Annotated in this window: 11 protein-coding genes and 3 pseudogenes; 5 read left to right on the top strand and 9 right to left on the bottom strand. The window is 67.4% G+C overall.

The genetic code is table 11. The features are described 5' to 3' along the window. Positions 1 to 43: 43 nt before the first annotated feature. The 3 genes and pseudogenes from M5I08_RS26795 to M5I08_RS12150 all read left to right on the top strand — a co-directional run. Positions 44 to 175: pseudogene (locus M5I08_RS26795) on the top strand (transposase); the annotation flags it as partial. 141 nt (positions 176 to 316) lie between these two features. Beyond that, the gene (locus tag M5I08_RS12155; RefSeq protein WP_219065886.1) at positions 317 to 994 is read left to right on the top strand and encodes a class I SAM-dependent methyltransferase; all 678 of its coding nucleotides are present in this window, start codon (positions 317 to 319) and stop codon (positions 992 to 994) included. Between the two features lie 5 nt (positions 995 to 999). Then, a complete protein-coding gene (locus M5I08_RS12150; protein ID WP_219065885.1) occupies positions 1,000 to 2,205 on the top strand; it encodes a serine hydrolase domain-containing protein in 1,206 nt (401 codons plus the stop codon). A 208-nt stretch (positions 2,206 to 2,413) separates the two neighbouring features. On the opposite strand, the pseudogene M5I08_RS12145 reads toward M5I08_RS12150, so the two are convergent. The 5 genes and pseudogenes from M5I08_RS12145 to M5I08_RS12125 form a co-directional block, all read right to left on the bottom strand. Then, positions 2,414 to 5,146, bottom strand: a pseudogene (locus tag M5I08_RS12145) (aminotransferase class I/II-fold pyridoxal phosphate-dependent enzyme); the annotation flags it as partial. Positions 5,147 to 5,261: 115 nt separating this feature from the next. Further along, positions 5,262 to 5,660, bottom strand: a complete 399-nt coding sequence (locus M5I08_RS12140; RefSeq protein ID WP_219065883.1) for an antitermination protein NusB — start codon at positions 5,658 to 5,660, stop codon at positions 5,262 to 5,264. After that, entirely contained in the window at positions 5,657 to 6,142 is a 486-nt protein-coding gene (nusB, locus tag M5I08_RS12135) for a transcription antitermination factor NusB (RefSeq protein ID WP_249763270.1), read from the bottom strand. The genes M5I08_RS12140 and nusB overlap by 4 nt, the downstream gene beginning before the upstream one ends. Then, a complete protein-coding gene (gene efp / locus M5I08_RS12130) occupies positions 6,135 to 6,692 on the bottom strand; it encodes an elongation factor P (RefSeq protein ID WP_219065881.1) in 558 nt (185 codons plus the stop codon). Before efp ends, nusB begins: the two co-directional genes overlap by 8 nt. A 14-nt stretch (positions 6,693 to 6,706) precedes the next feature. Then, the gene (locus M5I08_RS12125; RefSeq protein WP_219065880.1) at positions 6,707 to 7,798 is read right to left on the bottom strand and encodes an aminopeptidase P family protein; all 1,092 of its coding nucleotides are present in this window, start codon (positions 7,796 to 7,798) and stop codon (positions 6,707 to 6,709) included. 33 nt (positions 7,799 to 7,831) lie between these two features. Here M5I08_RS12125 and M5I08_RS12120 point away from each other — a divergent pair. Beyond that, positions 7,832 to 8,332 (top strand): annotated as a pseudogene (locus M5I08_RS12120) (B-4DMT family transporter); the annotation flags it as partial. A 29-nt stretch (positions 8,333 to 8,361) separates the two neighbouring features. On the opposite strand, the gene aroQ reads toward M5I08_RS12120, so the two are convergent. Genes aroQ through aroC form a run of 4 tightly spaced genes read right to left on the bottom strand, consistent with a single transcriptional unit; the run spans position 8,362 to position 11,821 of the window. Further along, a complete protein-coding gene (gene aroQ / locus M5I08_RS12115; protein ID WP_219065878.1) occupies positions 8,362 to 8,796 on the bottom strand; it encodes a type II 3-dehydroquinate dehydratase in 435 nt (144 codons plus the stop codon). A 43-nt stretch (positions 8,797 to 8,839) separates the two neighbouring features. Further along, positions 8,840 to 9,928, bottom strand: coding sequence for a 3-dehydroquinate synthase (gene aroB / locus M5I08_RS12110; RefSeq protein ID WP_219065876.1), 1,089 nt, complete (start codon positions 9,926 to 9,928; stop codon positions 8,840 to 8,842). Further along, a complete protein-coding gene (locus M5I08_RS12105) occupies positions 9,925 to 10,602 on the bottom strand; it encodes a shikimate kinase (protein ID WP_219065875.1) in 678 nt (225 codons plus the stop codon). The genes aroB and M5I08_RS12105 overlap by 4 nt, the downstream gene beginning before the upstream one ends. Positions 10,603 to 10,606: 4 nt before the next feature. Further along, positions 10,607 to 11,821 (bottom strand): chorismate synthase, encoded by a 1,215-nt coding sequence (gene aroC / locus M5I08_RS12100; RefSeq protein WP_219065874.1) that lies wholly within the window; start codon positions 11,819 to 11,821, stop codon positions 10,607 to 10,609. Between the two features lie 157 nt (positions 11,822 to 11,978). Between aroC and M5I08_RS12095 the strand changes: the two genes are divergently transcribed. Further along, positions 11,979 to 13,052: a C40 family peptidase gene (locus tag M5I08_RS12095; RefSeq protein WP_219065872.1), complete on the top strand. Its 1,074-nt coding sequence runs from the start codon at positions 11,979 to 11,981 to the stop codon at positions 13,050 to 13,052. Positions 13,053 to 13,081: the final 29 nt, after the last annotated feature.

Raw genomic sequence — 13,081 nt, 5'->3', positions numbered from 1 at the left:
GCACGACATTGTTGTTTGGGTTGCCAGGAGCCCCGCTGGCAGCCCGATTGGGGCCGCCGTCAAGCGTGGAGCCGACCAAAAGACCCGGCCCAGCCGAGCAGGTGGCGACGAAGCGGGGAAGGGTACCGGCCACCCGGCCGGGGAACAACCCCGAGACGGGGTGCGAGGCGCGTGACCGCTGAAGATCACTCGCCCGCAGCGGATACCGGATCACCAGACTCGCCGTCGTCATCGTTGTCCGGCCAACCTCGGCACGACCGCCGGGGTTGGCCGGACTCGCATAGCCGCCGTAGCGTCACGCGCTACCCTGGCGGAAATGACAGCCCCGAATTCCTCTGCCCGATCTTCTGGCGGTGTCCCCTTCGACTTCGATGCGTTGTATCGAGGCGAAAGTCCGGCCGAAGGCATCCCCGCGGTGGCAACCCCGCCTTGGGACACGAGGGCGCCCAAGGAGAATGTCGTCGCTTGGCAGGAAGGCGGCTGGGTGCGCGGCGATGTTCTTGATATCGGCTGCGGGCTCGGCGACAACGCCGTCTACCTGGCCCAGCAAGGCTTCAACGTCACCGGCCTGGACATCTCGCCGACCGCGCTTTCCATTGCCGAGCGACGAGCCAACGACGCCGGCGTGCGAGTGACGTTCGCGGTGTCCGACTCCACCAAGCTGGAGGGCTACACCGAGACGTTCGACACCATCGTCGACAGCGGCATGTTCCATTGCCTGGACGACGCCGGCAAGCGCAGCTACGCGGCCGCGGCGCACCGGGCGACCAGACCGGGCGCCACCCTGCTGCTCAGCTGCTTCTCGGACGCCAATCCAGCCGACGAGGACTGGCCGCGGCCAGCGGTGTCCGAACAGACGCTGCGCGACGTCCTCGGCGGCGCGGGCTGGGATATCGAAGCGCTGGAGCCCGCCAGCTGGCGCCGCGAAATCGACGGCACGCAAGTCGAGATGGCGTTCTGGTACGTCCGCGCGCGACGGCGCGCATTACCCTGATCCGAGTGAACCTCGAAGGCAATCAGGCCTCCATCCGCGAGGCCTGCGACGCCGGTTTGCTCGCCGGGGCGGTGACCGTGGTCTGGCAGCACGGAAAACTGTTGCAGGTCAACGAGATCGGCTACCGCGACATCGACGCCGGACTGCCGATGCGGCGCGGCACGCTGTTTCGCGTCGCCTCGATGACCAAGCCGGTCACGGTCGCCGCGGCGATGAGCCTGGTCGACGAGGGCAAGCTGGCCCTGCGTGACCCGATCGTGCGCTGGCTGCCGGAGTTCGCCGACATGCGGGTGCTGGACGATCCGAGCGGGCCGCTGGATCGCACGCACCCGGTGCAGCGGGCGATCCTGGTCGAGGATCTGCTCACCCACACCAGCGGCCTGGCTTACGGGTTCTCGGTGGCCGGACCGATATCCCGGGCGTACGTCCGACTGCCGTTCGGCCGCGGTCCGGACGCCTGGCTCGCCGCCCTCGCCGAGCTGCCGCTGGTGCATCAGCCGGGCGAGCGGCTGACCTACAGCCACGCCATCGACGTCATCGGCGTGCTGGTGTCCCGCATCGAGGGCAAGCCGTTCCATGAGGTGCTCGACGAGCGGATCCTGCAGCCGCTGGGCATGGTTGACACCGGGTTCTTCGTCTCGGTCGAGGGCCGCCGCCGCGCGGCGACCATGTACCGGTTGGACGACACCGACCGGCTGCAACACGACGCGATGGGCCAACCGCATATCTCACCGCCGGCGTTCTGCAACGCCGGCGGAGGGCTGTGGTCGACCGCCGACGACTACCTGCGGTTTGCCGAAATGCTCTTGCGCGACGGGACTTTGGATGGTGTGCGGGTACTGTCACCGGAGTCGGCGCGGCTGATGCGCACCGATCGCCTCACCGACGAGCAAAAGCAGCACCCCTTTCTCGGTGCGCCGTTCTGGATCGGCCGCGGGTTCGGGCTGAACCTGTCGGTGGTGACCGATCCGGCGAAGTCGGCGCCGTTGTTCGGCCCGGGCGGCCTTGGCACGTTCAGCTGGCCCGGCGCATACGGGACGTGGTGGCAGGCCGATCCGGCTGCGGATCTGATCCTGCTGTATCTGATTCAGAACTTGCCGACACTGTCGGGCGACGCCGCCGCCGCGGTCGCGGGCAACACGTCACGGGCGAAGCTGCAGGCGGTGCAACCGAAATTCGTGCACCGCACCTATCGCGCCTTGGGACTGTAACGGCGGATTCACCTGATGGCCGATCACCCACCTGAGCGCATCGCAGGCTCCCGGCTGCTGCTGCGTCGGCCGGCACTCGAAGACACCGGCCCGCTTTTCCAGCCGGTTGCCCGCGACCCTCGCGGTGATTCAATCGCGCGGGGACTTCCGTACTACGCGGAATGCCGGCGCGTGCATCGCCATGGTTTCACGTTCGGCGCGAGGGTGCCGCTGCGGCAATCCGTTTCAGCGCCCCCTCGGTGAACACCGACAACCCGAGATCACGGTTGTATCCGTGGATTTCCTTGACGTCGAGTTGAGCGAGGAAATAAACGATTTCCTTGGAGACGACCTGCCCGGGAACAAGAACCGGGAAGCCGGGCGGATAGGGCACGACGAAGGTGGTCGACACCAGCACCTTACCCTCGGCAAGCCGTCGGCCGGCCTCGCCAATCAGGACATGCTCGCGGTCGGATTCCTCGTATCCGGCGTAGAACGCAGAGCGCATATCGCCGAACGAGCTGACCCCATCGGGGCGGAACGCGGCGTCGAATTCACTGAAGTCCGGCAGCGGCGGCAGATCCTCGGTGATCTCTTCCACCCGGCGTCGGTGCAGAGCACGATCGTCGCGGCTGGCCGCGGCCTGGCCGCGATCGAAATCAGTGGCCACTCGGCGCAGCACGTCGAGCAGATAGTGCACGCTTGACCAGGTGACGCCGATGGTGAAGATCAACAGCACGCTGTTGATCGAGGTCTTGTTGATCTGGATGCCGAACCGGTCCATCAGGATTTTCTCGCGGAAGTCGTATCCGTTCATGCCGGTCTGACCCAAGTACAGCGTGACCCGCGTCGGGTCGAGCACGAATTGGTCGGAGCGCCAGGCCTCGTTCCATTCGGCCAGTGCGCCTTGGCGCACCTGGCGGTAGGAGCTGACGGCCGATAGCCGGAACTCGTCGGGCACCAGTTCGGACTCGTCGAGGATGCGGAACCACTTGCTGATCAACCGGTCTTTGCGGACGCGGTGACGGAAGACCAGCGCCATGTCGTAGACGCTTCGGACCAGCTGGAATCCTTCGATATCGACTTGCCGGCGAGCCAAGTCCAGCGACGCCAACAGCTGCTGGTTCGGGGACGTCGAGGTATGAGTCAAAAACGCCTCACCGAACGCATCCCGGGTGAGCGCCTTGAAATCCTGGTCGCGGATATGAATCATCGACGCCTGCCGCAGCGCCGACAGCGACTTGTGGGTGGAGTGGGTGGCGTAAACTCGCACGCGTGCCCGGCTCGGGTCGGGCAGCAACCGGCGCTCGATCCACTCCGCGCGGGCCTCACCTGGTTCAAACCCGGCCATCTCCTTGCGCCACGTTTGGTACTCCCGCGCATAGGCCGGAGACGACAACATCGACTCGAGTTGCTCGGCGGCGATCATCGCCGTGCGCTGCCGCGCCCATGGCACCGCGGTGGCGAACGCATACCACGCCTCGTCCCATAGGAAGCAGATGTCCGGCTTGATCGCCAGCACCTCTTCCATCACCCGCCGTGGGTTGTAGACCACACCGTCGAACGTGCAGTTGGTGAGCAGCAGCATGCGCACTCGGCCAAGCTGGCCGGCGGCCTCCAGGTCGAGCAGCGCCTTTTTGATGATCTGCAGCGGTACCGCACCGTAGATCGCGTACGGCTGCAGCTCGTAGGCATCCAGATACAGCGGATATGCGCCGGCCAGCACCAGGCCGTAGTGGTGCGACTTGTGGCAATTGCGGTCGATCAGCACGATGTCGCCAGGTCGGGTGAGCGCCTGCACGACGATCTTGTTTGCCGTCGACGTCCCGTTGGTGACGAAATAAGTCTCGTCGCTGTTCCAGGTTTTTGCGGCTTTGTCCATCGCCGCCCTGATGGTGCCGTGCGGGTCCAGCAGGGAGTCCAGCCCGCCCGACGTCGACGACGTCTCGGCCATGAAGATGTTGCGACCGTAGAACTCGCCCATGTCATGCAGCGATTTGGAGTTGAAGATACTGGCCCCACGTGCGACCGGAAGGGCGTGGAATTGGCCGGCCGGCCGCGCCGCGTAGGCCCGCAGCGCGTCGAAAAACGGTGTGGCGTAACGGTTCCTGATACCGGCGATGACCGTGCTGTACAGGTCGGTGACATCGTTGAGTCGGTAGAAGGTGCGGTCGTAGACGTCGGGCTCATCCTCGGTCTCGGCAGCAATCGATTCGTCGGTGAGCAGGTACAGGTCGATACTTGGCCGCAGTTCGCGGATCCACTCGCCGCATTCGACCCAGTCGTAGGTCCGGTCGGTGGCTACCACGCCGTCGTTGACCCCGACCAACGAATTCATCAGCGGGACCCGGTCGCGCGCGCGCAGCGGAATGTCGTGCCGGATGATCGCCGCCTGAATCTCCCCGTTCAACGCGACGGCGGTGATCGCGTCTTCGACGCTGTTGACGATCAAGAGCTCGAACTGCACGTCGTCGCTGGGATCGCGAAGCGCCCGCAAGCTTTCCGCCAGGCCCTCGTGCGCCGTGGGGGGCGAATCATCGGCGAGCAGAACCGTGTAGAACTGCTGTTCTTTGGCCCGGGCCACCAGCTCCTGGTCGGCCAGCGACGTCGAGGTGTCGAACAGCGCTGCGCGATCGCCGTATTCGGACAGTAGCCGCACCGCGAGCGACACCTTCTCCTCGACGCTCACCGTGGCAAGGTTGTCGAGATACTCCCGGAAGATCGCCAAATTCTCCGCGCCGGGATAAATCCAGTAGCGCTCGTAAGCACTCAAACGGTTGATCAGGCGCTTGGCCCGGGCCGCTTCGTGGCTGGTGCCCATTCCGGTTCGGTCGACCACCGCCAGCTGATGGCACGCGTCGTCGAGCAGGTTCCACGTGTCGATGCGCGAGTACGAGGGGTTCGCGACCGCCGCCAACGCGAAAACGTGAAGCCGCCTCGGGTGTCTGCCGTCTCGGTCCATATCGCCAGTGTGTCCCTCGATCAGGCCACATGAAAACATTTTGTGTCGATGCCGCATCTGCCACCGCAGACTCGGCGCTGAGGCAACAGACGATGTGACTGACCGATCTGCTAACTCAGTCGTCGAGGTCGTCGAGGTCGTCGTTGCCATCTTTGACCCGGCGATCGCCGCGGGTGATCTCCATCCACCGCCGAACCGGAAGATCCCACCGGCGCGGCGCCGCGTCGGTGACGTCGGAGAGCGATCTCACCACAGCCTGCGTCAAGCCCATGATCGCGGCCATCAACGGAAGCAACGGCCGGAGTGGCTGCGCCGCCGACCGAACCGTGTCAATACGCCGGGCCAGCACGTAGCGCTCGATCGAGTGATAGAGCCACGCCCCGACGCCCAACGCATAGATCGCCAGCGCCGCCGCGATCGCCGCCTGCCCGTAGGCCGCGCAGAAAACCGCGCCCAGCACGACCGTCGCCGCCAGCACGACGGCGATGACGACACGCAGCTCAAGCCGAGTCATGACCTGTGTTCGCGAACCGCCTCAGCGGCCGCCCGGATCTGCGGCGTCACCAGCATCACTTGGCCGAGCACGCCGTTGACGAAGCCCGGCGAATCGTCGGTGGACAGCTCCTTGGCCAGCTGAACCGCCTCGTCGACGGCGACCGGAGCGGGGACGTCGTCGGCGTGCAGCAACTCCCAGACCGCGACCCGCAGGATGGCCCGGTCCACGGCGGGCAGCCGTTCTAGCGTCCAGCCCTGTAGATGCGAGGCGATCAAATCGTCGATGTGTGCCGCGTGCTCGGTGACACCACGGGCCGCCGTCGCCGTGTACGGGTGCAGCGGCGCAACGTCAGGCTTCGCCTGCGCCAGCGCGGTGCGGGCGTCGGCCGCCTCGGCCGGTGTCAGCCCGCGGGCTTCGGCTTCGAACAACAAGTCGACCGCGCGTTTGCGGGCCTGATGTCGCCCCTTGACGGCCCTCGCCGGCTTGGCCTGATCAGGCACGGCCCAGATAGCTACCGTCGCGGGAATCGACCTTGAGCTTGTCGCCGGTGTTGACGAACAACGGCACATTGATCTGCGCTCCGGTTTCCAGCGTGGCCGGCTTGGTGCCGGCGCTGGACCGATCGCCCTGCAGACCCGGCTCGGTGTGCGTGACTTCCAGTTCGACGGTCACCGGCAGCTCGAGGTACAGCGGCGCGCCGTTGTGGAAGGCAATCTGCACCGGCATCCCCTCCAGCAAAAACCGGGACGCGTTGCCAACCAGGGACTCCGGCAGCGGGTGCTGCTCGTAATCCTGGCTGTCCATGAACACGAAATCGGACCCGTCGCGGTAGAGGTAGGTGGTGTCGCGCCGGTCCACGGTGGCGGTCTCCACCTTCACGCCCGCGTTGTAGGTCTTGTCGACCACCTTGCCCGAGACCACGTTCTTGAGCTTGGTCCGCACGAACGCCGGTCCTTTGCCGGGTTTGACGTGCTGGAATTCGACGATTTGCCATAGCTGGCCGTCGATCGCCAGCACCAGTCCGTTCTTGAAATCGGCAGTGCTTGCCACAGTCGCGCAATCTCCTACAGGATGGCCAATTCCTTGGGGAACTGGGTCAGTAATTCTGGGGTCTGCCCGTTCGCTACGACGAGCGTGTCCTCGATGCGGACACCGCCGCGGTCGGGTAAGTAGACACCGGGCTCCACGGTGACCACGGAGCCCGCCAGTAGTGTACCGGCGGCCGTCGCGTTGATCCCTGGCGCTTCGTGGATCTGCAGCCCCACCCCGTGGCCCAGGCCGTGGCCGAAGAGCTCGCCGTACCCGGCGTCGGTGATCACGCGGCGCGATGCTGCATCGATGTCGGCCAGGTTCGCGCCGGCCTGCAACGCATCACGACCGGCTCGCTGCGCGGCGCTGACCAGCTCGTAGATCTCCCGCTGCCAATCGGCGGGCTTATCCAGCACAAACGTGCGGGTCATATCCGAGTGGTAGCCGCCGACCAGGGCACCGAAGTCGATCTTGACGAAGTCGCCGGCGGCCAGCACCGCATCGGTGGGCCGGTGATGAGGGATCGCCGAATTCGCCCCGCTGGCCACGATCGTCTCGAATGAGACGCCGTCGGCGCCGTGATCGAGCAGCAACGCCTCCAGCTCGCGTGCCACCTCGCGTTCGGTCCGGCCGGGCCGCAGCCCGCCGCCGGCCACCAGGTCGGTGAGCGCCGCGTCGGCGGCTTCGCAGGCCAACCGCAGCAGCGCCACTTCCCCGGCGTCCTTGACTTCGCGCAGCGCTTCCACCGTCCGCGAGGCGCGGACCAGCTCAGTTCCGGCCTGCGCCAATTCGCCGGCCAGCGCGTCGAACCCGTCCACGGTGACCACATGGCTCTCGAAGCCCAGCCGCCGCACGCCGGCGGACGCGGCCCGCCCGGCCAGGTGACGCCCGCAGGCCCGCTCGATGGCCACCTCCACGTCGGGTGCCTGCTGGGCGGCCTGGGTGCGGTAGCGGCCGTCGGTGGCCAGCACCGGCGGCCGATCGTCGGCGAACACCAGGAAAGCCGCGTTGGACCCGGTGAAACCGCACAGGTAGCGCACGTTGATCAGGTCGCTGACCAGCATTGCGTCCAATTCGGCCGCACGAAGCCGCGCCCCGAGCGCGGCTCGCCGCTGGGAACGTGTCACGCACGACAACGGTACTCGCTACGCTGTGGCCCCATGACCAACTGGATGCTGCGCGGCTTGATCTTCGGCGGTGCGATGGTCGTCGTCCGCCTGATTCAGGGATCGCTCATCCAGGTGTGGCAGACGCAAGCCGGGCTGATCAGCATTGTGCTGCTGATTCTGTTCCTGGCCGGAGTGGTCTTCTTGGGGCTGGTCGACGGGCGTGCCGACGCCGCCGCCAACCCGGACCCGGACCGCCGCTCCGACCTGGCGATGACGTGGCTGCTCGCCGGTTTGGCGGCCGGGGCGCTCAGCGGCGCCGTGACGTGGCTGATCGCGGTGTTCTATAAGGCGCTATACGTCGGTGGGCTGATCAACGAGCTCACCGTGTTCGCCGCCTTCACCGCGCTGCTGGTGTTTCTGGGTGGGATCAGCGGGGTGACAGCTGGCCGCTACCTGATCGACCGCGCCGGCGCCTACGCGCCCAAAGGCGGCGGCGGTGAGGAAGGTCGAGCCGACACCGACGTTTTTGCCGCGGTCCGCGCGGAGCAGGCCGCCGCGGCGATCCCTACCGAGGACGAAGACTAGCGCCAGACGCTGGCCAGGTAACGCAGCGCCAGCAGGTAGCCCTGCACGCCGAGTCCGGCGATCACCCCCGTCGCGATGGCGCTCAAATACGAGTGGCGCCGAAACTCTTCGCGCGCATACACGTTGGAGATGTGCACCTCGATCAGCGGCGCGCTCAGCTCGGTGCAGGCATCTCGCAGCGCCACCGATGTGTGCGTCAGCCCGCCGGCGTTGAGGATCACGGGTTCTCCTCCGTCGGCGGCCAGATGAATCCAGTCCAACAGCGCAGCCTCGCTGTCGCTTTGCCGCACAACGACTTTCAGCCCTAGCTCGGCCGCTTCGCGTTCGATCATCGCGACCAGGTCGGCGTGGGTGGTGTCGCCGTAGACCTCGGGTTCCCGCCGTCCCAGTCGGCCGAGGTTGGGCCCGTTGATGACATTGACCTGCGTCATGCGCCGCTCCTGCGCATCGCTTCGCTCTGCATCGTCGCCGGCGTCATTGGATGGCGACCTCCGCGTAGGCCGCCGCCAGCAGCGCCGGGTCCGGTCCCTCCAACCGGCCCGGCTTGGCCAGCCCGTCGAGCACCACGAAACGCAGCACCCCGGACCGGGTTTTCTTGTCGCCGGACATGTGCTCCAAAAGTTCCGGTAAGGCGTCCGCGTCGTAGCCGACCGGCAAACCCAGCGAAGCCAGGATGCTGCGGTGGCGGTCGGCGGTGGCGTCGTCGAGCCGCCCGGCCAGCCGGCCCAGTTCGGCGGCGAACACCAAGCCCACCGAAACCGCTGCACCGTGGCGCCATTGGTAGCGTTCCCGGCGTTCGATCGCGTGGGCCAAGGTGTGGCCGTAGTTGAGGATTTCGCGTAGCTGCGATTCCTTCTCGTCGGCGGCGACGACCTCGGCCTTGACGGTGACTGCCCGCCGGATCAGCTCCGGCAGCACGTCACCCGCCGAGTCCAAAGCCGCCTGCGGATCGGCCTCGATCCGATCGAGGATCACCGGGTCGGCGATGAAACCGGCCTTGACGACTTCGGCCATGCCAGCCGCAATTTCGTTGCGCGGCAACGACTGCAGGGCAGCCAGGTCGGCCAGCACCCCGATCGGCTGGTGAAACGCGCCGACCAGGTTTTTACCGGCCTCGGTGTTGATGCCGGTCTTGCCGCCGACAGCCGCGTCGACCATCGCGAGCAGGGTGGTGGGCAGGTGCACGATCGACACCCCCCGCAGCCAGGTAGCCGCCGCGAATCCGGCGACGTCGGTGGCGGCCCCGCCGCCGATGCTGACCAGCGCGTCCTTGCGGCCAACGCCGATGCGGCCCAGCACTGCCCAGACGAACCCGACGACGGGCAGATCCTTGCCGGCTTCGGCGTCGGGGATTTCGATGCGATGCGCGTCGATACCGTTGTCCGCCAAGCGGGTTCGGATGTCTTCGGCGGTCTGTGCCAGCACCGGCTGATGCAGGATCGCGACGCGGTTGCGCCCGGCCAGCAGCCGGTCGAGTTCACCTAGCAGGCCGGTGCCGATGACCACCGGGTAGGGCGGGTCGACGGCCACCTGCACGGTGACCGGTGTATCGGGGTGGATCATTCGCCTGCCTCGGCGCGACGGCGGGCTGCGGCCAGCGCCGCCGGCGTGGCGGGAGTAGGCGGCGGCCCGGCTGGGCACTCGGGTGCGGTTGGGGTCAGCGACCTCGGCGTGCGGCGCCACGGCGGCCGGCGGCGGCCACGCCCGGGACCGCAGCCTTGCGGATCTTGCAGGCGCGACACGATGTAACGCACGACGGCGCCGGGATTGCGACGGTTGGTGTTGACCCGGATGGTGGCGACTTGGCTGTACAGCGGGACGCGCTGCGACATCAACGCTTTAAATTTCGAGTACTTCTCGGCCTCGTCTTTCGCCGCCAGCAGCGGCCGCACGGTGTTGCCGCCGGTGCGCCGCACCCCTTCGGCGGCGCTGATCTCCAAGAACACCACGGTGTGACCGCCCAGCGCGGCGCGTACCCCGGGGCTGGTGACCGCGCCGCCGCCCAGCGAGAGCACACCGTCATGCTCGGCCAGCGCTGCGCGCACCACCTCTTCCTCGATGCGACGGAATTCCTTCTCGCCGTCGGCGGCGAAGATGTCGGGGATGCGGCGTCCGGTCTGCTGTTCGATCGCCGCGTCGGTGTCGAGCATTGCGACGTCGAGCGCCTTGGCCAGCCGTCGGCCGACCGTGGACTTACCCGATCCGGGGAGTCCGACCAGTACGGCCTTGGGCGCCATCGCTTTACCCTGGCACCCGGATTTCAGCGGCCGGTTCGCGCGCGCCCACCGAAAGCAGATAGGCCTCGAGGTTGCGGCGGGTCTCGGCCAGCGAGTCGCCGCCGAATTTCTCCAGCGCCGCGCGGGCCAACACCAGCGCAACCATCGTTTCGACCACCACGCCGGCGGCCGGTACCGCACACACGTCGGAGCGCTGGTTGATCGCGACAGCCTCGTCACCGGTCGCCATGTCGACGGTGGCCAGCGCGCGCGGCACGGTCGAGATCGGCTTCATCGCCGCGCGTACCCGCAGCGGCTCGCCGTTGGTCATGCCGCCTTCCAGGCCGCCGGCCCGGTTGGTCGAGCGGACGACGCCGTCGGGTCCGGGATACATCTCGTCGTGGGCGCGGCTGCCGCGCCGGCGCGCGGTGGTGAACCCGTCGCCGATCTCGACGCCCTTGATCGCCTGGATGCCCATCACCGCGGCGGCGAGCTGGCTGTCGAGCCGGTTGTCGCCGCTGGTGAAGGATCCGAGTCCGACGGGTAGGCCCATCGCGACGGCCTCCACCACACCACCGAGGGTGTCGCCGTCGCGCTTGGCGGCTTCGATCTCGGTGATCATGGCTTTCTCGGCCGACTTGTCGAAGGCGCGCACCGGGCTGTCGTCGATCGCGTCGAGGTCGCCGGCCTGCGGCGGCGGACCGTCGTAGGGCTCCGATTCGCCGATCGAGATGACGTGGGACAGCACTTCGACACCCAGGGCTTGCCGCAGGAACTGCCGGGCGACGGTCCCGGCGGCCACCCGCGCGGCGGTCTCGCGGGCGCTGGCCCGCTCGAGCACCGGGCGGGCGTCGTCGAAGCCGTACTTGAGCATGCCGGCGTAGTCGGCGTGGCCGGGCCGCGGCCGGGTCAGCGGGGCGTTGCGCGCCCCGCCTTCCTCGTCTAGTTGCCCTTGGTCCACGGGATCCGGGGCCATCACCGTTTCCCACTTCGGCCATTCGGTGTTGCCGATCTCGATGGCGATCGGACCACCCAAGGTCATGCCGTGCCGGACGCCGGCCAGCATGGTGACCTGGTCGCGTTCGAATTTCATCCGGGCGCCGCGGCCGTAGCCGAGCCGGCGGCGGGCCAGCTGGTCGGCGATGTCTTCCGACGTCAGGCTGACCCCGGCGACCATGCCCTCCAGCACGGCCACCAACGCGCGGCCGTGGGATTCCCCAGCAGTGGTCCATCGCAACACGAGTCCCATCTTCCCACGTGGGCTCTGTCGTCGCCTAAGCCTGCCCCCTGCGCCCAACGTGAACCTACTGCGAAAAAGTGCGCGGGAATTGCCGTGACCTCGGGTCGCCCCGTAAACCCCGTGTCGGCATTGCCGTGGTGGGATACTCGCGGTGGTTATGACCAGACCAGCAACCGGGCGCATCACCCGAAAAGTGCTTGCCGGTGTCTTGTCCAGCGGGCTGGTGGCGGCATGCGCAACCGCTGCGCATGTCGACGGCTCCCCGCAGGTCGACCGCGCCCCGTCGTCGGGGTCTAGCGCCTACGTCACCGTTTCGGTGGCCACGGTGTGGAGCACGCCGCAGAGCCCGCGTCCGGTCGATCATCCCGCCCTGACAAATCCCGTCGATATTCGCGGCTGGCTATCGGATATGACCCCGGAGCAGCAGGAAACGCTCAGCTCGGACAATCTCACCCAGACGCAGGCCCTCTTCGGCGACCGCGTCTCCGTGGTCCGGGAGCAGGGCGACTGGGACCAGGTAGTGGTCCCCGGCCAGCCCGCACCGGCCAATGCCCTGGGTTATCCCGGCTGGATTCCCAAGGCCCAGTTGACGACCGACCCGGCCTTTGGCGAATTGAAGAAGTCCGCGCCCCTCGCGCTCGCCGACCGCGGTGTCACCACGTGGTTGTATCGCGATTCCGGACTCTCCGATCGCGACCTCGAGATCAGTACGAACAGCAGGCTTCCGGTCCTGAGCCGCGCCGACAAGGCGGTTTTGGTGGCCACTCCTGGTCGCGGCCAGAGGTGGCTGGATGCCCGAACGGTGGCGGTCTACGAAAAACCCACGGACATACCGCATCCCACGGGCGCCGAGCTGGCCCGATTCGCCGCCGTGTTCGTGGGCGTCCCCTACCTATGGGGCGGCCGTGCCGGGTTCGGGTTCGACTGCTCCGGTTTCACCTCCACCGTCTATCAGGTTTACGGCATCACCCTCCCCCGCGATGCCGGCCCGCAGGCCGCCGACAGCAAGGGCAGCCGCGTCGACGAATCCGAGTTCCAGCCCGGCGATCTGCTTTTCTATTCGCACGGCAGCAGGGACGACAATCCCGGGGCGATCTACCACGTGGCCATGTATTCCGGGAATGGCGAGATGATCGAGGCATTCAACGCGGGGACAGCAGTGCGCGTCACCCCGGTTCGGCTGGACGAAAACTACTGGGGCGCGCGCCGCTACCTCGACCAACCGCGGTGACAGACCGACGCCTCCCACTCCCGCCGCAC

The organism is Candidatus Mycobacterium methanotrophicum, assembly GCF_023515995.1.
Lineage (GTDB): Bacteria > Actinomycetota > Actinomycetes > Mycobacteriales > Mycobacteriaceae > Mycobacterium > Mycobacterium methanotrophicum.
Note: the sequence above shows the minus strand (reverse complement) of the source record. Positions and strands in the feature narration are given on the sequence as shown.